Source organism: Streptomyces sp. NPDC002573 (assembly GCF_042889625.1).
GTDB classification, from domain to species: domain Bacteria; phylum Actinomycetota; class Actinomycetes; order Streptomycetales; family Streptomycetaceae; genus Streptomyces; species Streptomyces gibsoniae.
This window is the reverse complement of the sequence record NZ_JBIARC010000061.1, coordinates 1-21,820: the sequence shown is the minus strand read 5'-3', so window position 1 is coordinate 21,820 and position 21,820 is coordinate 1. Positions and strand designations below refer to the sequence as shown.

Sequence of the window (21,820 nt, the reverse complement as noted above, 5' to 3'; positions counted from 1 at the left end):
GCCAGACACGGAAAGCCGATCCGATCTGTGCCAGTTTGTAGCTGACGACTTGACAGGCAACGACGGCGCCGTGGGGTTCGATCCACCACCCCTTTGAGAGTTGGCCCGGGACAGAGGAGGCGGCCGATGGGCAGTGGCGGACGGCCGCCGGCCCCGGGGTCCGGCGGGCCGCAACGGCCGACATCGGACGAGGAACATGCGCCGGGACGCCTCGAACGCGTTCGCGCTGCCGCGGCGGCGCGAGTGGCCAAGGGGGCCGCTCGTACCCGGGCCCTCGTGCGGCGGGTGGAGCAGACTCCTCCGCCCCCGGGGCCGTTCCGTCCCGGCTTCTGGCGCAGTCCCATCCGCGGACCCTGGCTGACGTCCGTGTTCGGCCTGGTGCTGCTGATCGGCATCCCGCTGCTCTTCGTCACCGGAATGCTCTCCTACGCCTCCTACAACCCGGGACTCGGCCGCATCAACGACCAGACCCCGGACAAGGGCCTGCTGGGTTTCTACCTCTTCGACTGGCCCACACATCCGTACTGGCTGTACCGGCTGACCCAGGGCGTGCACGTGACGCTCGGCGTCGTCCTGGTGCCCGTACTGCTGGCCAAGTTGTGGTCAGTGATCCCGAAGCTGTTCGAGTGGCTGCCGGTCCGCTCCGTCGCCCACGGACTGGAGCGGTTGTCCCTGCTCATGCTGGTCGGCGGGGTGATCTTCGAATTCGTCACCGGCATCATCAACATCCAGCTTTTCTACGTCTTTCCCGGCTCCTTCTACACCCTGCACTTCTACGGCGCCTGGGTGTTCATCGCCGCGTTCGTCGTCCATGTGAGCCTCAGACTCGGCCGGATGACCCGCGCCCTGCGCTCCCGGAGCCTGGCCACGGAACTGCGCACCGACCTCGCTCACACCCGGCCCGAGCCCCCCGATCCCGACGGCCTGGTCCCGGTCGCTCCCGCGCCGCCGACGATGACCCGGCGTGGCGCACTCGCCCTGGTGGGGAGCGGATCGCTGCTCCTCCTGATGGTCACCGCGGGACAGAGCATCGGCGGGTGGCTGCGCAACACCGCTCTTCTCGCGCCGCACAACCGTACTCCGGGCAGCGGCCCGAACGCCTTCCAGATCAACAAGACGGCCGCTTCCGTCGGCGTCACCCCCGCGCACGTCGGCCCCGACTGGCGGCTGGAGATCCACGGCTCCGGTCCGACGCTCGTGTTCACCCGCGCACAGCTTCTCGCGATGCCCCAGCATTCCGCCGCACTGCCGATCGCCTGCGTGGAGGGATGGTCCACCCCCGACCAGCACTGGAGCGGTCTTCGGCTGACCGACCTCGCCGCCGCGGCAGGCATCCCAGGGGCCGGAAGCGTCCTGGTGGAGTCCGTCCAACCACCCGGCCCCTACAGCTCGGTGCTGCTGCGGGGCAACCAGATCCACGACCCCAGATCGCTGCTCGCGCTGCACGTCAACGGCGCGGACCTCTCGCTCGACCACGGCTATCCGGCCCGCGTCATCGTCCCGGCCAACCCCGGCGTGAACAACACCAAGTGGGTACACCGGCTCACCTTCAGGACGTGACCATGGCACGCTTCGTCCGCTGGTACGGCTCCGGCCCCCTCCACCTTCTGGTCCTGATCGCCTCGTTCGCCATCACCGGCTACGCCCTGGTGCGCCTGTTCGCCGTCCGCCCCCTCGAGGTAGCGATCTGGTTCGTCGGCGCGGCGATCCTCCACGACCTGATCCTGCTGCCCCTGTACTCGCTCGCCGACCTGTCGGCGCACGCTGTTCTGCGGCATCGCGCCGCCCGCGTACCGCAGGTGCCGTGGATCAACTACCTGCGCGTGCCCACCTTTCTTTCCGGTGTGCTCCTGCTCGTCTGGTTCCCGCTCATCTTCGCCTTGCCGACCCCCTACCCGGGTGCCACCCGGTTGTCCATGGACGTCTACCTCGGCCGGTGGCTGGCCATCACCGCCGTGCTCTTCGCCGCCTCCGCACTGGCCTTCGCTCTCAAGCTCCGCGGCGTCCGGCGGGCCGCCCGCACCGGCGAGGAACGACCCGCACCGGGTCACGACGCCGCACCGTGACAACAGACGAGGACAAATCATCCTGCGCCGGGGAAGACCCCTATGCGCTCGCCCTGCGCAACGGCCACGGACCGGTGTACCTGCGCTTGGGGGGCGGGCGCCGGATCCGGATGCCGGTGCATCGCTGGTACGCGCAGCCCACGGTGGCCGACGAATCCGTGCTCAGTCGCTGCGTCGGCCCCGTTCTCGACGCCGGCTGCGGACCGGGCCGGCTGTGCAGGGCACTCCTGAGTCGCGGGGTCTTCGCGCTCGGCGTCGATGTGGCTCCCCGCGCGGTGGCCCATACCATCGCTCTCGGCGGAGTCGCACTGTGCCGATCGGTGTTCGAACGGCTACCGGCCGAGGGAGACTGGCAGACCGTCCTGCTCACGGACGGCAACATCGGCATCGGCGGTGACCCGCACGCCCTGCTGTACCGCTGCATCCAGCTCACCGCCCCGACGGGTTCCCTCCTCGTCGAGGTCGACCACGACGACGTCGACGAGCGCTGCACCGCCCGGTTCGAAGACACCCATGGCCACGAAGGTCCACCGTTTCCCTGGGCATGTCTGGGAGCACCAGCGCTCCACAGGATCGCCGCGGACTTGGTTCTCAGCGTCACCGACCAGTGGACATGCGGCCACCGATGCTTCCTCGCCCTCGGCCGCCATGACTCAGCCTCGGGACGTCGTCGCTGAGGCGGGGGCTCACCACGCGGTGGCAAGGAGGCACAACGTACGCCGACCGGACGCCGAGCGCGGCAGCAGGTCGTACCACCCGCTCGGGGCAACCAGCGGCGGCCGGGGGGTGCGAACTGCCGATCGTGCTGATTGGGTGGGGGTGAATCCGCTGTGCAGGGAGGCCGGGATCAATGACACTCGTCAGGCACCTGCAGAGACCTGCGGCACAGGCAACTGCTCACGTCGTCCCGGCCGGGCCGCGTTCGGCCCCAGATGGACCGGCTGCCACGCATGAGTACGCGACCGATCGGTGACCACGCCCTGCTGTCCGACTGCCGCTCGGCCGCGCTGGTGACCTCCGACGGCTCGGTGGACTGGCTGTGCCTGCCCCGGTTCGACAGCCCGGCGATCTTCGCCCGGCTCCTCGACGAGGACGCCGGCCACTGGTCCATCCGCCCTGTCACCGGCCCGGTCGACATCAGCCGCCGTTACATCGAGGACACCCTGGTTCTGGAGACGGTCTTCCGCACGACCGGGGGTACGGCGGTCCTGCGGGATGCTCTTGCCCTGGGGCGGCGCGAACGCGAGCACGCGCTCGGCACCGCGTCCCCCGGAACGCTCCTGCGGCAGATCACCTGCACCGAAGGGCGGGTGACCGTCGAGATCACGTACGCGCCGCGCCCTGAATTCGGACTCGTCCACCCACTCCTGTCAGCTGTGCGGGGCGGGCTCGCGGCGTACGGGGGCGCCCATGTGCTGCTGCTGTCGAGCCCCGTCGACCTGCGAGTGAGCGGCTCCACAGCGCACGGCCGAATCCCGCTCTCGGCGGGGCACCGCCTCGGATTCGCCCTGCACGTCGGGCCCGCGTGGGAAAGAGAGCCGGTGGGCTGGCGGGCAGGGCGGATCCGGCGCCGCATGTCCGACACCATCAAAGGCTGGCGCTCCTGGTCGAAGCTCCACCGCGGCTACGTCGGCCCCTGGCAGGACGAGGTGGGCCACAGCGGACGCGTGCTGCGAGCCCTGACTTTCGCTCCCACCGGGGCCATCGTCGCCGCGGCCACCACATCCCTGCCCGAGAAAGCGGGCGGGACGCGCAACTGGGACTACCGCTACACCTGGGTCCGCGACGCGAGCTTCACCCTGCAAGCGCTCGCCACGGCCGCCTGCGAGAAGGAGAAGGACCGATTCTTCGGCTTCCTCGCCCGGGCTGCGGCAACCCAACTCGGCCGCGACGTCGACCTGCAGATCATGTACGGCATCGGCGGCGAACGCGATCTGAGCGAGCGGTTCCTACCTCACCTGACCGGCTGGCGCAACAGCGGCCCCGTACGGATCGGCAACGACGCCTGGCGCCAACGCCAACTCGACGTCTACGGCGAACTCCTCGACGCCGCTCTCCAGACCCTTCCGCCCGGTGAGCCGCTCGACCCGGCCACCCGCACCTTCCTGCTCCAGGCAGCCGAGACAGCCGCCCAACGGTGGACCCAACCGGATCAGGGCATCTGGGAAAGACGCGGACCCGGCAGACACTTCCTCCACTCGAAACTGATGTGCTGGGTCGCCCTGGACCGCGCCATCGCCCTGGCCCCCGCTCTCCAGGCCGGCGAACGCCTGCCCCACTGGCAGCACGAGCGCGACCGGATCCGCCAAGCCATCGAACAACGCGGCTGGAACCCCCGCCTGGGCGCCTTCACCCAGGCATTCGACAGTGACGACCTCGACGCCTCCGCGCTGATGCTGCCGATCGTCGGCTTCCTGCCACCGCACGACCCTCGCGTCCAGTCCACCGTGCTGGCCGTCGCCACCCAACTGACCGACCGCAACGGCCTGGTCCGCCGCTACCTCACCGACGAGTTGCAGGAAGAAGAAGGCGCCTTCCTGCTATGCACCTTCTGGCTTGCCCAAGCCCTCGCCCTCACCGGCCACACCCCCCGTGCACGACACGTCTTCCAAGCCGCCCTCGCCCGCGCCAACGACCTCGGCCTGCTGGCCGAGGAGACCGACTCCACCACAGCAGAGGCCCTCGGCAACTTCCCCCAAGCCTTCAGCCACATCGGGCTCATCAACGCCGCCCGCGCCATCCGCGATGCCGAGCGACAAGAAACACAGACCCCGTAGGCGAACAACCCGTGCGCGCCGACTGCCCCACCGATCCACGTACTCACGCAGGCGCACAGTGCACGGCCGCCGCCCCTGGGGGAAGTGGTCAGCGCCGCGTGTAGGGGGCTACCAGCACCGCGGTGGCGTCGGCCCGACTTCGTAGTTCTTTGAGGCTCTGGCTCGGTGAGGTGTTCTGGCCGAAGGACGCCGGCAGGGGGTTGCGAAGCGCGTACAGCGTCAGTTGGTATCTGTGCGTGTGGCCGGTGGGCGGGCAGGGGCCGTCGTACGTCGCCTCGCCGAAGTCGTTCAGGAGTTCCCGGGCACCGCGCGTCAGGGTGTGCGCCTGCGTTCCCGACGCCGTCGCGGGAAGGCCGACCTGCAGCCAGTGGATCTTCTGGTTCTCCAGGTCGACCATGGACAGGGCGAGTTCGGCGGTCCCGGCGGGGACGTTCTCGAACTTGAGCTCGGGTGAGTAGTCGTGGGGGCTGTCACAAGTCATCAGGGGGACGAACGCGCCCGATGCGTCGAAACCCCGGCCTCGACCGAGGGTGATGCGACCACCAGGCACCGCCGTCGTCCGGGAGACCGCAGTGGATGGGGTCGACGTCGCCTGGGGGTGCCCGGAGGATGACGAGCACGCGGCGGTTGCCATCAGGCCGACTGCGGCAATCGCGCCTGATACAAGGAATCGACGCTTCATGATGGAACCGTATGCCAGGCGGACGCCGACCGCCCGTACGGGGTCGGGCGCGGGTCAGGTCGTGGACGCAGGACCCGGGGGCAGGTGGACCGTCATGATCAGGTGGCAGATCCCGGTGCCCGCACCGCGGTAGCCGTGAGGGGCGTCACCGTCGAAGGCGGCGGTCTGACCTGCTTCGACGGAATGCTCGATGCCGTCGACGATGAGGGTCATCCGGCCGGACGTGACACTGACGGTCTCCACGACGCCGGCCTGGTGGGGGTGGCTGGGGTACTCCTCGCCCGGCGCCAGTTTCCAGCGCCAGACCTCGACCGGAGCCGGTCCCGAGGTCGTCAGCATGAGCCGGGCCTCGCTGCCCTGCGCACCCGTCCACAGCGGGACCAGGGCGTCGGCGGACACTACCCGGACGCGCCCTTCGGCCTTTCCCTCCATCAGGGCGGAGACCGAGACACCGAGGGTGTCGGCCAGCCGTACCAGGGTGGCGAAGTTCGGGTTGCCCTGGGCCTTCTCCAGCCCCACCAGGGCACCCTTGCTGACCTGGGCGCGCCGGCCGAGTTCATCGAGGGACAGGCCCGCGCGGGTGCGGGCCGCCCGGACGTTGTGCGCGAGCGTCCGCAGGGCTGCCTCGGTCTCGGCCATCCGGTCACCATCCTCGTCAATGGATCAATGGAATACACCGCTCGGTCGTTTGGTTGACGCGACTCGGTCGGTCCGTTGTACGGTTCAGTCGTTCCATTGATAGTAAGGGATGTACCGTGATCGCTCTGCTGCTGGCCCTGGGCAGCTCTCTCGCCTACGGCTGCGCCGACTTCCTCGGTGGCCTCGGCGCCCGTAAAGCCCATGTCCTGCGCACCGTGATGATCGCCGCCCCGGCCTCTCTCACGGTCGAGCTCGTGCTGTGGCCGTTCCTCGGCGCCTCGTTCAGCACGGGTGCCCTGGCCTGGGGAGCCGCCTCCGGAGTCGCCTCGGCAGCCGCGTTCGCGCTGCTCTACCGCACCCTGGCGATCGGTCCGATGAACGTGCTCTCCCCCGTGACCGCCCTGGTGTCCGCCATGCTGCCGGTCGGTGTGGGGCTCCTGCAGGGCGAGCACCTGGGCGCGGCCGGACTGGTGGGGCTGCCACTCGCGCTGGTCGCGGTGGTGCTGGTGAGCGCCGGACACGGCGCGGGGTCCGTACGCCCGTCGCGTACCGCGCTGCTGCCGGCCTTCGGCGCGGGCGCTGCCATCGCCTTCCAACTGGTCTTCCTGCACCAGACGCCCGCCGACAGCGGCGTGGCCCCGCTGATCATCGGCCGGGCGGTCTCCTCCGCCGTCATTCTCACCGCGGCCGCGCTGATGCGCCGCCGACTCGGCTCCGAGCGACCCGCCTACGCCGTGTCGGCCACGGCCGGCGTGTTGGACTCCCTGGCGAACCTGCTGTTCCTGCTCGCCGCCCGCAGCGGAGACCTCGCCGTCGTCGCCGTGATCACCGCTCTCTACCCGGCCGGTACGGTTCTGCTCGCCCGCAGTGTGCTCGCCGAACGCATCCACCGCGGCCAGCTCATCGGGCTCGGCACCGCTGCCGTCGCCGTCAGTCTCCTCGCACTGACCTGAACGCCCGCCACCACCCCGTACCCGCCGACTGCGCAGGGAGCACCCATGTTCATCCAGCCCTGGGACGCCGCCCTGGACGAAGCCGAATGGGCGACCTGGATCGCCGACGGCCACGACTTCGGCCTCCTGAGCGTCAACGGCCTGCCCGGCCAGGCGCCCGTCGCCGTTCCCACGCACTTCACCCGTGACGTCGGCCACCTCCTGGTCCACCTCGCCCGCCCCAATCCGGTCTGGCGGGCGATCGAGAACGACCCCGACGTCCTGTTCACCGTCTTCGGCGACTACGCCTTCGTCCCCGGCCCCTGGCGTGCCACGGCCGGCACCCCGTCCGCCGACGGCGTGCCCACCAACTACTACTCAGCCGTTCAGTTCACCTGCCGCGCCCACATCGTCGACGACCCCGAGGCCAACGCCGAACTGCCACGCCGTCAGCTCGCCCACTTCCAGCCCGACGGTGACCACGCCCCCGTCGACGTCGACCAGCCGCCCTACGGCCGGATGCTGCCGGGCATCCGCGGTCTGCGCCTGGAAGTGACCGATGTGCGGGCCAAGTTCAAGTACGACGACCACAAGTCCGTCGAGCACCGCACCGCCGTCGCCGACCAACTCACCGAGCGCCGCCAGGGACTCGACGTGCCTACCGCGCGCCAGCAGCGCTGCCGACTGGACCGTATCGGTTCCTGGAAGCCCTGATCACCGCACACACACGCAGGAACGGAACCCGCCCGATGACCGTCTTCCGCATCAGCCCCGCCGTCGCGGACGCCTTCCCCGACACCCTCATCGCCCTGGTCACCGCCGCCGGTCTGCGCGGGCACGAGCCCTGGCCCGACACCACCACCGCCGTGGAGGAACTGGAGCAGCAGCTCACCTACGGCACCTGGCAGCCCGCCGACGAGACCGACCCCCGCATCGAGGCCTGGCACACCGCCTACCGCTCCTTCGGCACCAACCCCCGCCGCATCCGCCCGAGCGTTGACGCCCTCGGCCGCCGCCTCGCCAAGAAGGGGGCCCTGCCGCGCATCAATCCGGCGGTCGACTCCTACAACGCCGTCTCCGTCCGCCACGGCCTGCCCGCCGGCGCCTTCGACCTCGACCACGTCAGTGGCGACGTCGAGATCCGCCACGCGGACGGCACCGAGACCTTCACCCCACTCGGCGAAGCCGACACCATCGAGAACCCCAGGCCCGGCGAGATCATCTACGCCGACGCCACCGGCGTCCTGACCCGCCACTGGAACCACCGCGACGCCCACCGCACCCGCGTCACCGAGGACTCCACCCACGTCGCCTTCATCCTCGAAACCCTCCACAGGGCCCGGGACGGCGCCCTCCTCAAGATCGCAGCGGAGGAACTGCAGAGCCTGCTGATCCCCCACGCCGCACGGACCACCGTGCACTACCTGAGCCCGGCGCAGCCCCCGGCCACCGTCTGAGCTCCCGCCCCGGCGGCTCGGCTCAGCCGTGGTGACCGGCAACGCGCACAGTGGAACCGAGAGGGGGCTGCCTGACGGGAACGGAGGGCGTCCGTGACCACGCCGCCGATCGACTACCAGGCGTCGTTCACCGCCACGGTCAGTCCGCATCTGGTGCCGAGCCCCGATCTGGTGATCCTCGACGTCAACGACGCGAGTCGCGGCAGGCTGGGGTCGAAGATCCACGTCATCTGCGACCGCAACGGGCTGCCGAAATCGGTACGCATCTCCGGCGCTAACCTGTACGACAGTCGGGCCCTCAGCCCTCTCATGCGTGGCATCCCGCCGATCCGCTCCCACTACGGACCAAGGCGACGCCGACCAGCCAAGCTCCATGCGGACAAGGGCTACGACTTCGATCATCGCAACTGGTTGCGGCGCAGGCAGATCGTCCCAGGCATTGCTCGCCGCGGCATCGAGCCGTCCGGCCGCCTGGGCCGGCACCGCTGAGTGATCGAACGCACCATGTCCTGGCTCAACGGCTGCCGCCGTCTGCATCGCCGCTGCGAACGCACAGCCGACCGCTCCCTCGCCTTCGTCGGCATCGCCTGCACTCTCATCTGCTACCGCGGAGCAGTGCAGGTCTGGAACTTGGCCCAATAGATCATGCGCTCGTGAGGTTCCCTGACGGCCGCCTCCGGCGTACCCACCGTGACCCGCGATTCGATCAGCGGGGCGTCTGGGGAGAGAAATGCCTCCAGGTCACCGATCGCATCGGCGATGTCTTCGTCGATCTCAGCGGTACGGCGCCGTACCCAGAAGGAGAGCAGCACTCGTTCCTCCTCGACCGCAACCTCTACCGCGACTACATCGGAGGAGATCAGCCCGAGCAGGGCCTGCACCGCCGTGAGGGCAATGCCATTGACACGCTCAAGCTCAGGGTCTGCCATGCCGGTGCATCTTGCCTGATGATCGAGTAGTCGCGCCAACTGAGGCATCGTCTTAGTACTGCAACCGCACCTGTCGCGTCACCGCAGGTCAGGCGCAGTGCGGCGGTTTTTGGGCGGTGGTGATCCGACGGCGCACGGTGATAGTCGCCGCGCCGGGCCGATCGCGAACTGGCAGGTCAACGGCTCTCTATATCTGATGGCCTGTCAGCTTCGAAGTGTCCAGATGCCTAAACTGACCTGCGCTGATTCCATGAGTGCGGTTGCAGTATTAGACCGCCCCGGTGAACACTCGCGCCTCGGGCGTGGCGTGACCGTCGCCCCTCGGGCCTCGGCACTATGGTCGCGACGGACGGTCATGGTCCGCGTCGGCGATCTCCCACCGGCCGGCCCGGCGGCGGGCCCCCATCGCTCGTTCCTCGACGGGTCGGTCTCCCCCCCCGGTGCGACCTGGGCACCCGCGCCGCGCCCGTGTGCCGCCCGGCCCTCGTGGCGGGGCGTGACGCCGTGGGGCAACGGCCCGTGGAGGAGAACGATGCCGCAGCTGTCGGAACGCATCGCCGCCGACCGGCGCCGGACCACCGCCCCGTCGTCTCTCGGCCGAGCGCTGCTGCGCTGGACCACGACGACCGATCACAAGGTGATCGGCAGGCTGTACATGGTCACGTCATTCTGCTTCTTTCTCTTCGCCGGCCTGCTGGCCCTGGGCATGCGGGCGGAACTCGCCCGTCCAGGACTGCAGTTCCTGTCCGAGGACGGCTACAACCAGTTCTTCACGGTGCATGGCACGGTCATGATGCTGCTCTTCGCGACCCCCATGTTCGCCGGGTTCGCCAACGCGGTGATGCCGCTGCAGATCGGTGCGCCGGACGTGGCCTTCCCCCGGCTCAACGCCCTGTCGTACTGGATGTACCTCTTCGGCGGGCTGATGGTCGTGTCGGGGTTCCTGGTACCCAGCGGTGCCGCGTCGTTCGGCTGGTTCGCCTACGCCCCCCTGAACAGCGCCTACCACTCCCCCGGCGCCGGCGGCGACCTGTGGGTGATGGGCCTTGTGGTGACGGGCGTGTCGACGACGCTCGGCGCGGTCAACTTCATCGCCACCATCCTGTGTCTGCGCGCCCCCGGCATGACGATGTTCAGGATGCCGATCTTCACGTGGAACATCCTGTTCACATCGATCCTCGTCCTGCCGGCGTTCCCCGTGCTCACCGCCGCTCTGCTGGCCCTGGAGGCGGACCGGAAGTTCGGGGCGCACATCTTCGACGCGACGAACGGCGGCGCCATTCTGTGGCAGCACCTGTTCTGGTTCTTCGGCCATCCTGAGGTCTACATCGTCGCGCTGCCGTTCTTCGGGATCATCTCGGAGATCATTCCGGTGTTCTCGCGCAAGCCGATGTTTGGCTATCTGCCGATGATCGGCGCGACGATCGCGATCACGATGCTCTCCGCAGTCGTCTGGGCCCACCACATGTTCGCCACCGGTGCGGTGCTGCTGCCGTTCTTCTCCCTGATGTCGTTCCTGATCGCGGTGCCCACGGGGATCAAGTTCTTCGCCTGGATCGGCACGATGCACCGGGGGTCGCTCTCGTTCGAGACGCCGATGCTGTGGTCGCTGGGGTTCCTGGTGTCGTTCCTGCTGGGCGGGCTCAGCGGCGTGCTCATCGCCTCTCCGCCGATCGACTTCCACGTCACCGACTCGTACTTCATCGTGGCCCATCTGCACTACGTCCTGTTCGGGACGGTCGTCTTCGCGATGTTCGGCGGGTTCTACTTCTGGTGGCCCAAGTTCACCGGGAAGCTCCTCGACGAGCGGCTCGGAAAGCTGCACTTCTGGCTGCTGTTTCCGGGGTTCCAGCTGACCTTCCTGGTGCAGCACTGGCTCGGTGCGGAGGGCATGCCGCGCCGCTACGCCGACTACCTTCCCACCGATGGGTTCACCCTGCTCAACACCCTGTCGTCCGCGGGGGCGTTGCTGCTCGGCATCTCCACACTGCCGTTCCTGTACAACGTCTGGCGCACCGCGCAGCACGGGGAGAAGGTCTCCGAGGACGACCCCTGGGGGTACGGCCGGGCGCTCGAGTGGGCGACGTCCTGTCCTCCTCCGCGGCACAACTTCCTCGCCCTGCCGAGGGTGCGCTCGGAGTCGCCCGCCTTCGACCTGCATCATCCCGAGGCCGATCTGCGGCCGGTGAAGAAGGAGCTGCGATGAAGATCGAGGCTCTGCTCTTCGGCGGTGTCGCCCTGTTCTTCGCGGCTTCCGCCGCGCTGTACGCGGCCTGGTCGGGCGATCCGGCCGGTACCGCCGTGCTGATCGTCGCCTTCGGCATGGCCGGCGTGATCTCCTTCTTCTGCGCAGTGCAGTACCGGCGTCGTGGACGCCGTCCCCAGGACCGTACGGACGCCGAAGTGGCGGACGCGGTCGGCCATCTGGAGTTCTTCCCGCCCCACAGCCCCTGGCCCGTGATCACGGCACTGGGCTCCGCCGTCACCGCTCTGGGCGTGGTCTACGGGCTGTGGCTGTTCCTCATCGGTGCCGGGGTGCTGGCGCGGGGGGTTCTCGGTCTGGTTTTCCAGTACGCGGTTCGGGGCGACTGACCAGCCTCCTCGGTGCCCCCGGCCGGAACCGGGTCAGGGGCCGGTGATCGCTCTCGTAGCCGCCTTCCAGGGTCTGGCGCACCTCCCCGGTCTCCTCGCCCTCGGCCAGACGCTGCCGCTCCGCCTCCAGCAGTGCATGGCACAGCCGCCGGGTGAGCAGGAACGCGACGACCGGCGCCACCACCAACGAGATGCGCAGGATCCACGTCAGGGCGTTGAGCGAGATACGGAAGGTCTCCGCCACGATGTCGTTGCCGCCCGCCAGCAGCAGGACACCGTAGAAGGTGATCCCGGCGACGCCGAGTCCGGTGCGTACGGGGCGTTCCCGCGGCCGGTCGCACAGATGCTGTTCCTCGCGCCCCTCGACCGTCAGACGCTGTTCGACGAAAGGGTAGGCGTACAGGACGAGAAAGAGCAGCGCCGGCAGGACGACCGCCGGCAGCAGCACGTTCCACATGATCGTGTGGCCGGCGATGTTCGTCTCCCAGTCCGGTACGAGCCGCAGCCCGCCCTCCAGGAAGCCGACGTACCAGTCGGGCTGGGAGCCGGTCGTCGCCACGTCGGGGCGGTAGGGCCCGTAGACCCACACCGGATTGATCTGGGCGACCCCGCCCAGCAGTGCCGTCACCCCGAACACCATGAAGGACAGCCCCATCGAGGCCGCCATGAACTGCGGGAACAGCGGCTTGCCGACGGCGTTCCGGTTGGTCCTGCCGGGGCCGCGCCACTGTGTGTGCTTCAAGTAGAAGACCAGCATCAGATGGACGGTGACCAGCGCCAGCAACACCCCGGGCAGCAGCAGAATGTGCAGACCGTACAACCGGGGGATCAAGTCCACACCGGGGTACTCGGAACCGAACGCGAACATGCTCACGTAGGTCCCCACCACCGGCAGGGACAGCATGATGCCCTGAGCGATTCGCAGTCCGGTACCGGACAGCAGGTCGCCGGGGAGCGAGTACCCCGCGAAGCCCTCTGCCAGGGCGAGCACGAGCAGCGTGACGCCGATGGCCCAGTTCATCTCCCGGGGCCTGCGGAAGGCACCCGTGAAGAAGATCCGCAGCAGGTGCACACCGATGGCCGCCACGAACACCAGGGCCGCCCAGTGGTGCATCTGGCGGATGAGGAGTCCGCCGCGTACGTCGAAGCTGATGTGCAGGGTCGAGTCGAACGCCTGCGTCATGCGGACGCCATGCATCGGCACATACCGCCCCTGGTACACCACCTCCCCCATCCCGGGCTGGAAGAAGAACGTGAGCCACACACCCGTCACGACGAGCACGATCAAGCTGTAGAGGGCGATCTCGCCCAGGAGGAACGACCAGTGCTCGGGAAAGGCCTTGCGCAGCAGTTGCCCGCCGCCGTCCCACACGGGCAGCCGCCCGTCCGCGGCGTCGACCAGCCGCTCTCCCGGACGGACAGCTCCCGATGTCCGCGACGCCGGCAGCGGCCGACGCCCGCCATTCACGGTGTTTCCCGCTCGTCACACCGGTCCCGGTCCACGGAACCCTCTCCTTCTGCCGCTTCTTGGCCGGCCGTTCCACGCCATGCCTTACCGCCCGGGCGCGCGGCGAGCACCGCGTCGCCGCGAAACACCCGCGCGCCCCGGGCGGTACACCCGTTCGGATGTGGGCCGGCCGGGCTCCGCCGAGGTCCCGTCCCCGGACTTCGCGAGCTCAGTAGCCGCTGAGGAGGGCCCGTACTCTGCACAGGGTCTCCACTCCGGCGGAGCTGTGCCAGCGGGACGGGTCGGCGGGGCGGCGTCCCCACAGCAGGAGCACTCGTACGGCAGCATCGCTCTCGATCGTGGCGGGGCCCTCGGGAGCGGCGAGCCGGATGCTGCTGCCGTCGGCGTCGGCGACCACCACGATGTCGTCCGTACCCGGTGTGCGCAGGCGGCCCTCGACCCGTCCGCCGGGTCCCAGATCCAGATCGGTGCGGCCTCGGGCCAGCAGGGGCCGGCCGACCGACACCACGCTGTGCTCCGTCATCCATGGCTCGCCGAGCGCTTGCACCGCAGTCCGGTCGTCGCCGGTGAGGTCCCAGCGATGCAGGATCAGCTCCTCCCGCATATGTTCCGCGAAGAACGGGACCGTCACGGGCCGGCCGGTCCACATCACCTCCCGGTCCGGTGGCAGGTCCTGCGCGGCGGCCGTGGTGATCTCGGCGAGCTGTTCACAGCGGCTCATGAACGCCGCCCACAGGTCGGGGTCGGACATCCGCGGGTAGGGGGCCTCACGCTCGAAGCCCCTGGTCTCCACCGGCGCTCCTTCGAGGAACGCCCGAAGAACCCGGGCCAGTTCCTCGGCGTTGCCCGTCTGGTGGACCAGGACGTCACGCACCGTCCACGCCTCGCACCACGTGCCGTCGTCGGGCCGCCGCGCCTGCACGGCGTGGACGAAGGGGGCCAGCTCGGGCAGAGTCTCGTCGACCTGAGACGGAATCATGCACCATGGCTATCCTCGCCCAGCCGACAGCCAAACCAGCCGCTGTCAGACGGGCCCCGGTCGGCTGAGCGCGCTTCTGCGGTGCCGGTCGCGGTGGAGGTCCGGCCGTCTCCTAGATCTGTGGGCCGAGGCCCTGGCGGGGGTGCTCGCCCGTCCGATGCGCTCCGCCCTGACCACACTGAGCACCGTTCTGGGCATCATCGGCATCGCCAACGTGACGCTGGTGACGGTCATCGAGCGGACGGGGGAGATCGGGCTGCGCCGCGCCCTCGGTGCCTCGAGACGGCAGGTCGCCGGCCAGTTCCTGGTGGAGTCGACGACCATCGGACTCCTCGGCGGCGTCGTCGGTGCCGCCCTGGGCATGGTCGTCGTGGTGGCCGTCTCCGCCGTCAGGGAGTGGACCCCGGTCCTGGACGTCCGTCTCGCTCTCGGAGCCCCGGTCGCCGGAGCCCTCGTCGGACTCCTGGCGGGCCTCTACCCGTCGCTGCGGGCCGCCCGCATGGAGCCTGTCGACGCTCTGCGCTCCTGAAGGCGCCGTAGCAGCATCCGGCTGCCGCGAGCGCAGGTCTCGGTGAGTTCGGACGCCTCCGGTCGCGGGTTCTGAGTGCCGTCGGCGAGGGCGGCGGCGCGCTGTCGTGCTCAGCGCCGTCCGCCGTGCGGGTCTCCCCCGCCAGCGGGACGGCGCCGTACGACAGCGAGGGCCGGGCCGAGGGCGAGCAGGGCACCCAGGGTCGCGTAGCCGTGGGTGAGGGTGGTGAGGGAGGCGACCGTCGCGACGAGCAACGGGCCGCCCGCGTCGCCGAGTTCGCGGCCGAGTTCGGCGGCGCCCATGGTCTGGCCGAGGCGCTCCTTGGGGGTGCTCGCGGCCAGGGCGGCAAAGCCGAGCGGGGTGATCAGTCCGGTTCCGGTGCCGATCAGCGCGGCGCCCAGGAGCACCCCGGTGAGCCCCGGCAGCATGGCGCACCCCAGTCCCGCAGCGGCGAACAGCAAGCCTGTCGCGATGCCCGTACGGGTCGTGAGCCGTCCGTGGTCCAGTGCCCGCCCGGCCCGCGGCTGGACCACGGCCGCGCAGGCCGCCAGCACCGACACCGCGGCGCCGGTGGCCACCGTGCCCAGACCGGCCGCCCGGCCCGAGACCGGCAGGAAGCCCACTCCGACCGACAGGGCGGCGGTCGCCGCGGCCAGTGCCGAGGTCGGGGCGAGGAACGCCGGATCGGCCAGCCGCCGGGCCAGATCCAGCACCGTCTGCCGGGCCTTGGGCAGGAGCGGTACGACCGGGACGGCGAGCGCGGCCCACACGGCGACCGCCGCGCCGAGCACCGCCAGGACGGCGAACAGCAGCTGCAGGCCCCCGGCCCACACCAGGACCCCGCCCAGCAGCGGGCCGAGGGTGTAGCCGATCGACTTGTAGAAGCCGTAACTGCCGAAGGCCCGACCGTGCTTGGCCGCCGGGTTGAGCCGGGCGACCAACGCGGAAGCGGACGGCGAGAAGGCGGACGCCGCGGCGCCCTGGCCCAGGCGGGCCGCCCACAGCAGGCCGGGGCTGTCCGCGACGACGTAGAGCGCGGAGGCGGCGGCGAAGGCTATGAGTCCGCCGAGCAGCACCGGGCGCGCGCCGATCCGGTCGGCGAGCGTGCCGAACAGCGGCTTGAGGAGCACCTCGGCGCCGTCGTACAGGGCCAGCAGGCCGCCGAGCACCAGCAGCGAGGTGACCGCGCCCGCGGCGTGACCGCCAAGGTTGGCGGCGATCCCGTGCGCGCCGAACGCGGTGGTGAACCCCGCGGCGTACAGCGGCCACATCTGCCGGGCCGGAGCCGTTCGCGCCGCCGATGCCGTGCTCACTGCTCCCCCTCCGGCGCCTGGTGCAGGGCGGCGAAGACCCGCTCGGCGTAGTCCTCGCAGACAGCCACGCACTGCTTGAGCCGCTTGCCGGCCTCGGCCGCCTCAGGGGTCCCGAACACGTCGCGTGCCATGAGGTCCCGATGCCAGCGCCGCAGCCGCTCCAGCGACTGCTCCTCTTCCTCCAGTTCGGCCAGCGTGAACTTGGCGATACGGATCTCCTTGGCGATCTCCGCCTCGAACTTGCCGCAGTCGGCCAGGAACTCCGCCCAGTCCGCGGACCTGGCTTCACCGAACATCTCCCGAAGACGGGCGCCGTCCTGAGGGCCGCGCCCGGAGGCGTTCAACGTGACGGCCTGGCCGTCGGCCCGTTCGGTCAGCACGATCGCCCGCGCGATGCCGTCGGCGAAGACCGGCACGTCCGGCACGGCCCAGATCCCCTGCCCGAGCGAGAGCGCCCCGATCCTGCGCAGCTCCCGCCAGACCCCGACCCGGTGCCGCGACGGCTGGGCGGGCAGTTTGATCACAAGGACGAGCCAGTGGCCCGCCGGTTCAGCCCTTGCCACATCATGGAATGTAGCATCTGTTACATCCAGCGTCGTACGAGTGAGTGATGGCGCTGACCATGGCGCGCTACGCGGGGCGCGGAGGCCGGCGTAGGTCAAGGGAAGGTGAAGGTGCTCTGCCCATCGCCCGTACGGCCGCACGTAGGAGCATCCTGGTGGTCGTCCGAGTGGGCGGGGAGGTGTCGGCATGCGCGGATGGAGCGCGGGGTGGGCGGTCGCCGGGGTGGTCGTGCTGGCGGCTTGCAGTGCGTCCACCGGGGGCGGATCGAGTGCAGGGCCGTCAACGGGCCGCTCGGCACAACCGTCGAGCGGCGCACCGACGCACAGCTCTACGACACCGGTCCCGGCTCCGTCCTCGACCGCGCCCACGAGCGCCGGTTCGCCGAGTGCGTCCGCGTCGGCCCCTTCGCCCACCGCGTCGGCCGGGAGCTGTGTCGCCGGGCATGCGCAGGTCACCGTCGCCCCCGGTGACGCACCCGTGCGGCGGTTGTGCGTGCATCCCGGGACGGTGGTGTCGCTCGTTCTGAAGCCCCGGGTCGACGACCGGCGGTGGACGGCCGTGCAGAGCGCCGCCCCGGTCTTCGTCGTGGCATCGGGTTGGCGCGTGGAGGCGGACGGCACCGCCCGTGCCTCGCTACGGTGTGCGGGCACCCGGGGCGGCACGGCCAAGGTCACCGCGCTGGCGAAGGCACCGGATGTGGCGGGGGCGGCGCGCGCCGCCTTCACGCTCGACGTGAGCGTGGTGCCGTATCCGACGGAGGGGTGACCCCCGAAGCCGGGAATCACCCCTCGTCCATCGATCGTGCGTCAGTCGCAGTCGCGCACCCTGATCGTGTAGATGCCGCGGCCGTGCGTGGCCGCATACAGGGTGCTGCCGTCAGGGCTCAGCTTCAGCTGGAGCACGGCGGCGGCCGGGAGGGACCCTACGCGCTGCCACTTCGTGTGGCCCGGCGCCCGGTAGACGACGCCGAGGTCGGTGGCGACGACGAGGCCGCCGTTCGGCGTGACGACGGCGGAGTCGGTCGGCACGTCGGGCAGGTTCGCCGAGATGTCCTTCCAGGTGGTGCCGCCGTCGGTGGACTCGAAGACATGGCCGGCACCCGCGCCGGGGCCCTCGGTCCAGTGCCGGGAGAAGCCGTTGACCGAGAGGAAGACGTGGTCGGCGTTCTTCGGGTCGACGGCGAAGCCGCTGAGGTACCGGTTGGGCACCGTGCCGTCCGCCCCGGTGGCCGGGAGGGTGATGTCGTGCCAGCCGGTGCCGTCCGCGTTGCCGACGGCGATGCCGCGAGCGAAGCCCTGCTCGTTGCACGGGCCGCACCAGGCCGCGTAGACCTTGCCGCCGGAGGCCGCGACAGCGGTCGCGGTGCGGCCGGCGCCGAGGTCGTACAGGCTCTTCCACTCCGAGCCGCTGCGGATGGCGTAGCCGTGCGTCTGCACCCAGATGTGGCGGCCGCCCGCGACCCAGGTGGAGCTGTTCTTCATGTCCGCCGCCAGCGGGGCGATGAAGCGGGCCTCGCTGGTGGCGTTGTCGGCCGGGGCGACGTTGTACGAGGTCGCCTTGCTGGAATCGGTGACCCAGGAACCGTCGTTGACGGCGCAGTTCTGGGTGACCTGGACCGCGAGGTAGACGTACTCCTGGGCGAGGTTGCAGCCGTTGGCCGGGTCGGTGAGGGTGTCGCCGCCGTCACCGCCGAAGTTGGAGCCCATGACCTTGTCGTTGCTGCGACGGATGGACTGGCCGTTGTCCTGCAGGCCGCCGGTGACGGAGATCCCGCCCTGGTCCGGGTCCTTGCCGATGCCCACCGAGTAGTACTGGAGGGTGTCGATGGTGCCGTCGTTGAGCGAGGTCCAGTCCGTGGCGTGGCCGGAGGAGTCCTGGGAGCCGTCGACCGGGCGCCGGTAGGCGCCGCCGTCGTTGCCGACATACACATAGCTCTTGCCGTGGTAGCGGCCGATCGCCACACCGTGCTGGTCGGAGTGCGTGGTCGGGCTGCAGTTGCCGGTCTGCTTGGCGGGGTCGATGCTCCAGCAGGCGAAGGCGAAGTTCCAGTACGGGCCGACGGTGGACCAGGTGGCGCCGCCGTCCTTGGTCTCGTAGACCTCCTCGAGACCCGCGTACACATGCCGGGGGTCGGCCGGGTCGACGGTCAGGAACTGGTTGTACCAAGCCTGCACCCCGGGCATGTAGCCGGCGGTGGTCAGCGCGGAGCCGTCGGTGGCCAGCTGCTTGTAGTCGGCGATCTTCGTCCAGGGTCCGAACGGCGAGGAGGCGCTGTAGATGCCCTCAAGCCCGCTGTCCGGGTTGGTCGCCATCTGCTCGGGCGACTGGTCGATGGTGTAGTAGTGCGAGCCGTCGGCGGAGTGGGCGAAGGTGACCGTGCCCACGTTGTCCGCGTCGGTCGGCAGGTCACCGAAGCCGCTGGTGATCCGCTTCCAGGCGCCGCCGGTCCTGGTGTAGAAGCCGTTGTAGTCGTCGCCGCTGCGCCAGCCGACCGCGAGGATCACCTTCGAGGGATCCTTCGGGTCGAGGGCGATGTCGTTGGTGATGTTCTTGTACGCGGCGCCGTCCTCGGTCGCCTTCGAACCGCCGGGCAGGTAGTCGGGGTTGGGCGCGAACTCCAGCTTCCAGGCGCCGTGCAGGTTCTTCGTGGAGTGGCTCCACACGCCTTCGCTGGTCGCCGCCCACACCTTGCCCCCGCCGAACCGCAGTTGGCGGATGGTGGTGCTCTCCAGCTCGTCGCCGCCGACCCGGCTGCGCGTGGAGAAGCTGCCGTGATGGGGGTGCGAGAGGACGTAGACGCCGCTGCCGATGTAGGCGTCCGCGTTGGTGTTCGCCTCACCCGTGCCCAGCCACAGCCGTCCGCCGCCGTCGACTGCCAGCGTGCCCGTCGACTGCGAGGGCAGCCCGTCGCTGATGGGCTCCCAGTGCCCACCGCCGGTCCGCGAGCGCCATACGCCGCCGCCGGCGCTGCCCGCGTAGACGTAGCCGTCGTCGTCCGCGGCCATCGCCGCCATGCGACCGGTGACGTTCCCGGATCCGCCGCTGGAGTTGGAGTCGATGTCGCGGTAGCGCGGGTCGTCGGAGTTGTACGGCAGGTCGGTGATGTTGCGCCAACTGCCGCCCGTGCCGGGCAGGTTCTTCAAACCCTGCCAGGCGGCGCCGTACGCGCCCGGCGCGACGATGCCCGGCGAGGTGCGGGCCTCGGCGTACTGGTCCGCGCCCTCGGCGATCTCGTCGGCCTCGTTGCCGTTGTCGCCGTCGTCCGCCTTCGCCTTGGGACTGATCGCGCCCACCGAGTGCGCGCGTTGAGCGGCGAGTTGAGCGAGTGTACGAGCCCCGAAGGGGCTGCTGTGCCGACCTGACGAGGCGCTCGCGGGTATCGCGACGAGCCCGGCGGTGGCGGTGATGGCACAGATCGCGAGCCATCGTCTTCTGCGGGGTTGCGCTGGCACCAAATCCTCCCGAACGGGTGTGGTTACAGCCGTCGCGGAAGACCTGATCACGAGCGGCCGCAAACGTCGGGGACTTGGCCAATTCTTTGTCCTGCACCTGCCACCCCGTCCCGAAGCCTGGCCTCAGCCGCTGGTCAGGGTGCGGTCGAGGAGGGGCAGCAGGCGGTTCCAGTGGCGCTGCACTGCGGAGGGGTTGAAGGCATCGGTGTCGGACATGGTGAAGCCGTGGACGGTGCCGGGGTAGGTCTCGGAGGTGTGGCCGACGCCTGCGGCGCCCAAGGCCTGGTGGAGCTCGCTGATGCCCTCGGGCGTCATGTCGTTCTCGGCGTGGCCGTGGTGGACTTGGGCGGTGAGCCTCGAGACCAGTCGGTGCGGGCTGTCAGGCGCGTCGGTGACCAAGTTGCCGGGGTGGAATCCTGCGACGGCGGCCACCTGGTCGGGGTGGGCCGCTGCGGTGCGCATCGCCAGAACGGCGCCCATGCAGTAGCCGATCGCGGCGACCGGTCCGGCGCTCACCTCGGGCTGGGTGGTGAGGAACCTGAGGTAGGCGTCGGCGTCGCGCAGGGCACGTTCGGTGGTGTGCGCCTCGACCAAGGGCATCAACTGGGCCACGACCGCGGGGCGGATCTCTTCTCCGATGTGCTCGGGAAGTTCGGTCAGCGGTGCCGGGCCGTGCCGGTGGTAGACGTTGGGAACGAGCACGTAGTACCCGTGCTCGGCCAGTTCGCAGGCCCTCTCCTCCAACACGGGCCGCAGGCCGGAGACGTCCATGTACAGCAGCACCCCAGGGTGCCGCTCGCCGCGGTCGGGGAAGGCGGCGAAGGCGTCGGCCTGGCCGTCCGTGGTGGGAATCTGCAGAGTCTTGCTGGGCATGAGTTCTCCTGTCGTGGTTGATGTGTCGAGCCTGTGATCAACACGACGGAGGCGGAGCCCGCCCAGCAGGGCCAGATCCTCGATCGAACAGCGGGCACGCACCGGCCCGTACGGCGCTCAGAGGAGCACCGGGTCACCAATCCGTGCGTGGCGCAATGCCGTCCCGGTAGTCATCGCCGCACAACGTAGCCCACCCGATACTCCTGAACCAGCGGAGGTCGTCGGCCGTGCTCACGGCCGGTCCGGAAGGCACAAGCTGGTGCGCAGCCCCCGCGCCGCCGAGACTGTCCTACGCGCCCTGCTCGTGCACTGTGCCGCCCTACCGGCGACCGAGGCGATCCCGTCTGTCATGGCTGAGCGGCGCACCTCGGTCCCGCGGACCCGCTACACCCGCGGGGAGCGGGGGCTGCGCGTGCTGCTGGGCGCTGTCGTGCTGAACGTCCTGGCTGGGGCTCGGCCAGAGCGTGTTGCGTCCTAGAAGAGTCATGAAGATCTTGGGGTTCTGGCCCCGCCGCGTGAGCGGTGGGGCCAGACTCTTTGTTGTGGTGATGGGGGAATGGGCCGGGGA

21 protein-coding genes and 1 pseudogene are annotated in these 21,820 nt (G+C 70.0%); 13 read left to right on the top strand and 9 right to left on the bottom strand.

Annotation, left to right across the window (positions count from 1 at the left end; all coding sequences use genetic code 11):
* Positions 1–285: 285 nt before the first annotated feature.
* From ACFYX0_RS36795 to ACFYX0_RS36780, 4 genes are all read left to right on the top strand, one after another.
* Entirely contained in the window at positions 286–1,560 is a 1,275-nt protein-coding gene (locus ACFYX0_RS36795; RefSeq protein ID WP_388977364.1) for a molybdopterin-dependent oxidoreductase, read from the top strand.
* Positions 1,561–1,562: 2 nt separating this feature from the next.
* Entirely contained in the window at positions 1,563–2,066 is a 504-nt protein-coding gene (locus ACFYX0_RS36790; RefSeq protein ID WP_355913986.1) for a hypothetical protein, read from the top strand.
* Positions 2,063–2,743: a class I SAM-dependent methyltransferase gene (locus tag ACFYX0_RS36785; RefSeq protein WP_388977362.1), complete on the top strand. Its 681-nt coding sequence runs from the start codon at positions 2,063–2,065 to the stop codon at positions 2,741–2,743. The genes ACFYX0_RS36790 and ACFYX0_RS36785 overlap by 4 nt, the downstream gene beginning before the upstream one ends.
* A gap of 273 nt (positions 2,744–3,016) precedes the next feature.
* Positions 3,017–4,843, top strand: a complete 1,827-nt coding sequence (locus tag ACFYX0_RS36780; RefSeq protein ID WP_388977359.1) for a glycoside hydrolase family 15 protein — start codon at positions 3,017–3,019, stop codon at positions 4,841–4,843.
* A gap of 88 nt (positions 4,844–4,931) precedes the next feature.
* Here ACFYX0_RS36780 and ACFYX0_RS36775 read toward each other — a convergent pair whose 3' ends face one another.
* On the bottom strand, positions 4,932–5,324 hold the full coding sequence (locus ACFYX0_RS36775) for a YbhB/YbcL family Raf kinase inhibitor-like protein (protein ID WP_388977356.1): 393 nt from the start codon (positions 5,322–5,324) through the stop codon (positions 4,932–4,934).
* A 255-nt stretch (positions 5,325–5,579) separates the two neighbouring features.
* A complete protein-coding gene (locus ACFYX0_RS36770) occupies positions 5,580–6,164 on the bottom strand; it encodes a helix-turn-helix domain-containing protein (protein ID WP_388977353.1) in 585 nt (194 codons plus the stop codon).
* 116 nt (positions 6,165–6,280) lie between these two features.
* On the opposite strand from ACFYX0_RS36770, the gene ACFYX0_RS36765 reads away from it, so the two are divergent.
* The 4 genes and pseudogenes from ACFYX0_RS36765 to ACFYX0_RS36750 all read left to right on the top strand — a co-directional run.
* Entirely contained in the window at positions 6,281–7,117 is an 837-nt protein-coding gene (locus tag ACFYX0_RS36765; RefSeq protein WP_388977350.1) for an EamA family transporter, read from the top strand.
* Between the two features lie 45 nt (positions 7,118–7,162).
* A complete protein-coding gene (locus ACFYX0_RS36760; protein ID WP_388977347.1) occupies positions 7,163–7,810 on the top strand; it encodes an FMN-binding negative transcriptional regulator in 648 nt (215 codons plus the stop codon).
* Between the two features lie 35 nt (positions 7,811–7,845).
* Positions 7,846–8,553 carry a B3/4 domain-containing protein gene (locus ACFYX0_RS36755; protein ID WP_388977344.1) on the top strand — a complete coding sequence of 236 codons (708 nt, stop codon included), beginning with the start codon at positions 7,846–7,848 and terminating at the stop codon, positions 8,551–8,553.
* 186 nt (positions 8,554–8,739) lie between these two features.
* Positions 8,740–9,195 (top strand): annotated as a pseudogene (locus tag ACFYX0_RS36750) (IS5 family transposase); the annotation flags it as partial.
* Here ACFYX0_RS36750 and ACFYX0_RS36745 read toward each other — a convergent pair.
* Complete coding sequence (locus tag ACFYX0_RS36745; RefSeq protein WP_388977342.1) at positions 9,156–9,482, bottom strand: hypothetical protein; 327 nt, start codon at positions 9,480–9,482, stop codon at positions 9,156–9,158. The pseudogene ACFYX0_RS36750 and the gene ACFYX0_RS36745 sit on opposite strands and share 40 nt — an antisense overlap.
* Positions 9,483–10,014: 532 nt before the next feature.
* Here ACFYX0_RS36745 and ctaD point away from each other — a divergent pair.
* Positions 10,015–11,688 (top strand): cytochrome c oxidase subunit I, encoded by a 1,674-nt coding sequence (ctaD, locus tag ACFYX0_RS36740; protein WP_388977339.1) that lies wholly within the window; start codon positions 10,015–10,017, stop codon positions 11,686–11,688.
* Complete coding sequence (locus ACFYX0_RS36735) at positions 11,685–12,074, top strand: cytochrome c oxidase subunit 4 (protein WP_388977336.1); 390 nt, start codon at positions 11,685–11,687, stop codon at positions 12,072–12,074. The genes ctaD and ACFYX0_RS36735 overlap by 4 nt, the downstream gene beginning before the upstream one ends.
* Here ACFYX0_RS36735 and ACFYX0_RS36730 read toward each other — a convergent pair.
* The gene (locus ACFYX0_RS36730; protein WP_388977333.1) at positions 12,004–13,542 is read right to left on the bottom strand and encodes a cytochrome bc complex cytochrome b subunit; all 1,539 of its coding nucleotides are present in this window, start codon (positions 13,540–13,542) and stop codon (positions 12,004–12,006) included. The genes ACFYX0_RS36735 and ACFYX0_RS36730 overlap by 71 nt on opposite strands.
* A gap of 208 nt (positions 13,543–13,750) precedes the next feature.
* Entirely contained in the window at positions 13,751–14,521 is a 771-nt protein-coding gene (locus ACFYX0_RS36725) for a maleylpyruvate isomerase N-terminal domain-containing protein (RefSeq protein WP_388977330.1), read from the bottom strand.
* 157 nt (positions 14,522–14,678) lie between these two features.
* Between ACFYX0_RS36725 and ACFYX0_RS36720 the strand changes: the two genes are divergently transcribed.
* Complete coding sequence (locus ACFYX0_RS36720) at positions 14,679–15,050, top strand: ABC transporter permease (protein WP_388977328.1); 372 nt, start codon at positions 14,679–14,681, stop codon at positions 15,048–15,050.
* A gap of 110 nt (positions 15,051–15,160) precedes the next feature.
* Here ACFYX0_RS36720 and ACFYX0_RS36715 read toward each other — a convergent pair whose 3' ends face one another.
* Positions 15,161–16,321, bottom strand: coding sequence for an MFS transporter (locus tag ACFYX0_RS36715; RefSeq protein WP_388977428.1), 1,161 nt, complete (start codon positions 16,319–16,321; stop codon positions 15,161–15,163).
* 38 nt (positions 16,322–16,359) lie between these two features.
* A complete protein-coding gene (locus ACFYX0_RS36710; protein WP_388977325.1) occupies positions 16,360–16,926 on the bottom strand; it encodes a Chromate resistance protein ChrB in 567 nt (188 codons plus the stop codon).
* 240 nt (positions 16,927–17,166) lie between these two features.
* Between ACFYX0_RS36710 and ACFYX0_RS36705 the strand changes: the two genes are divergently transcribed.
* The gene (locus ACFYX0_RS36705) at positions 17,167–17,397 is read left to right on the top strand and encodes a hypothetical protein (protein ID WP_388977321.1); all 231 of its coding nucleotides are present in this window, start codon (positions 17,167–17,169) and stop codon (positions 17,395–17,397) included.
* A gap of 37 nt (positions 17,398–17,434) precedes the next feature.
* Positions 17,435–17,692, top strand: a complete 258-nt coding sequence (locus ACFYX0_RS36700; RefSeq protein ID WP_388977318.1) for an acetyl-CoA synthetase — start codon at positions 17,435–17,437, stop codon at positions 17,690–17,692.
* Between the two features lie 41 nt (positions 17,693–17,733).
* Here the strand turns inward: ACFYX0_RS36700 and ACFYX0_RS36695 are convergent, their stop codons facing one another.
* Together ACFYX0_RS36695 and ACFYX0_RS36690 are read right to left on the bottom strand one after the other, a co-directional pair.
* Entirely contained in the window at positions 17,734–20,379 is a 2,646-nt protein-coding gene (locus tag ACFYX0_RS36695) for a glycosyl hydrolase (RefSeq protein ID WP_388977315.1), read from the bottom strand.
* Between the two features lie 123 nt (positions 20,380–20,502).
* Positions 20,503–21,252 carry a dienelactone hydrolase family protein gene (locus ACFYX0_RS36690; RefSeq protein ID WP_388977312.1) on the bottom strand — a complete coding sequence of 250 codons (750 nt, stop codon included), beginning with the start codon at positions 21,250–21,252 and terminating at the stop codon, positions 20,503–20,505.
* Between the last annotated feature and the right edge of the window lie 568 nt (positions 21,253–21,820).

Excerpts from the sequence above, each read along its gene's own strand:
- ACFYX0_RS36690 (WP_388977312.1), bottom strand. The coding sequence starts at position 21,252 with ATGCCCAGCAAGACTCTGCAGATTCCCACCACGGACGGCCAGGCCGAC.
- ACFYX0_RS36770 (WP_388977353.1), bottom strand. The coding sequence starts at position 6,164 with ATGGCCGAGACCGAGGCAGCCCTGCGGACGCTCGCGCACAACGTCCGG.
- ACFYX0_RS36725 (WP_388977330.1), bottom strand. The coding sequence starts at position 14,521 with ATGATTCCGTCTCAGGTCGACGAGACTCTGCCCGAGCTGGCCCCCTTC.
- ACFYX0_RS36735 (WP_388977336.1), top strand. The coding sequence starts at position 11,685 with ATGAAGATCGAGGCTCTGCTCTTCGGCGGTGTCGCCCTGTTCTTCGCG.
- ACFYX0_RS36775 (WP_388977356.1), bottom strand. The coding sequence starts at position 5,324 with ATGACTTGTGACAGCCCCCACGACTACTCACCCGAGCTCAAGTTCGAG.
- ACFYX0_RS36790 (WP_355913986.1), top strand. The coding sequence starts at position 1,563 with ATGGCACGCTTCGTCCGCTGGTACGGCTCCGGCCCCCTCCACCTTCTG.
- ACFYX0_RS36715 (WP_388977428.1), bottom strand. The coding sequence starts at position 16,321 with ATGTGGCCGCTGTACGCCGCGGGGTTCACCACCGCGTTCGGCGCGCAC.
- ACFYX0_RS36780 (WP_388977359.1), top strand. The coding sequence starts at position 3,017 with ATGAGTACGCGACCGATCGGTGACCACGCCCTGCTGTCCGACTGCCGC.
- ctaD (WP_388977339.1), top strand. The coding sequence starts at position 10,015 with ATGCCGCAGCTGTCGGAACGCATCGCCGCCGACCGGCGCCGGACCACC.
- ACFYX0_RS36755 (WP_388977344.1), top strand. The coding sequence starts at position 7,846 with ATGACCGTCTTCCGCATCAGCCCCGCCGTCGCGGACGCCTTCCCCGAC.
- ACFYX0_RS36745 (WP_388977342.1), bottom strand. The coding sequence starts at position 9,482 with ATGGCAGACCCTGAGCTTGAGCGTGTCAATGGCATTGCCCTCACGGCG.
- ACFYX0_RS36760 (WP_388977347.1), top strand. The coding sequence starts at position 7,163 with ATGTTCATCCAGCCCTGGGACGCCGCCCTGGACGAAGCCGAATGGGCG.
- ACFYX0_RS36720 (WP_388977328.1), top strand. The coding sequence starts at position 14,679 with ATGCGCTCCGCCCTGACCACACTGAGCACCGTTCTGGGCATCATCGGC.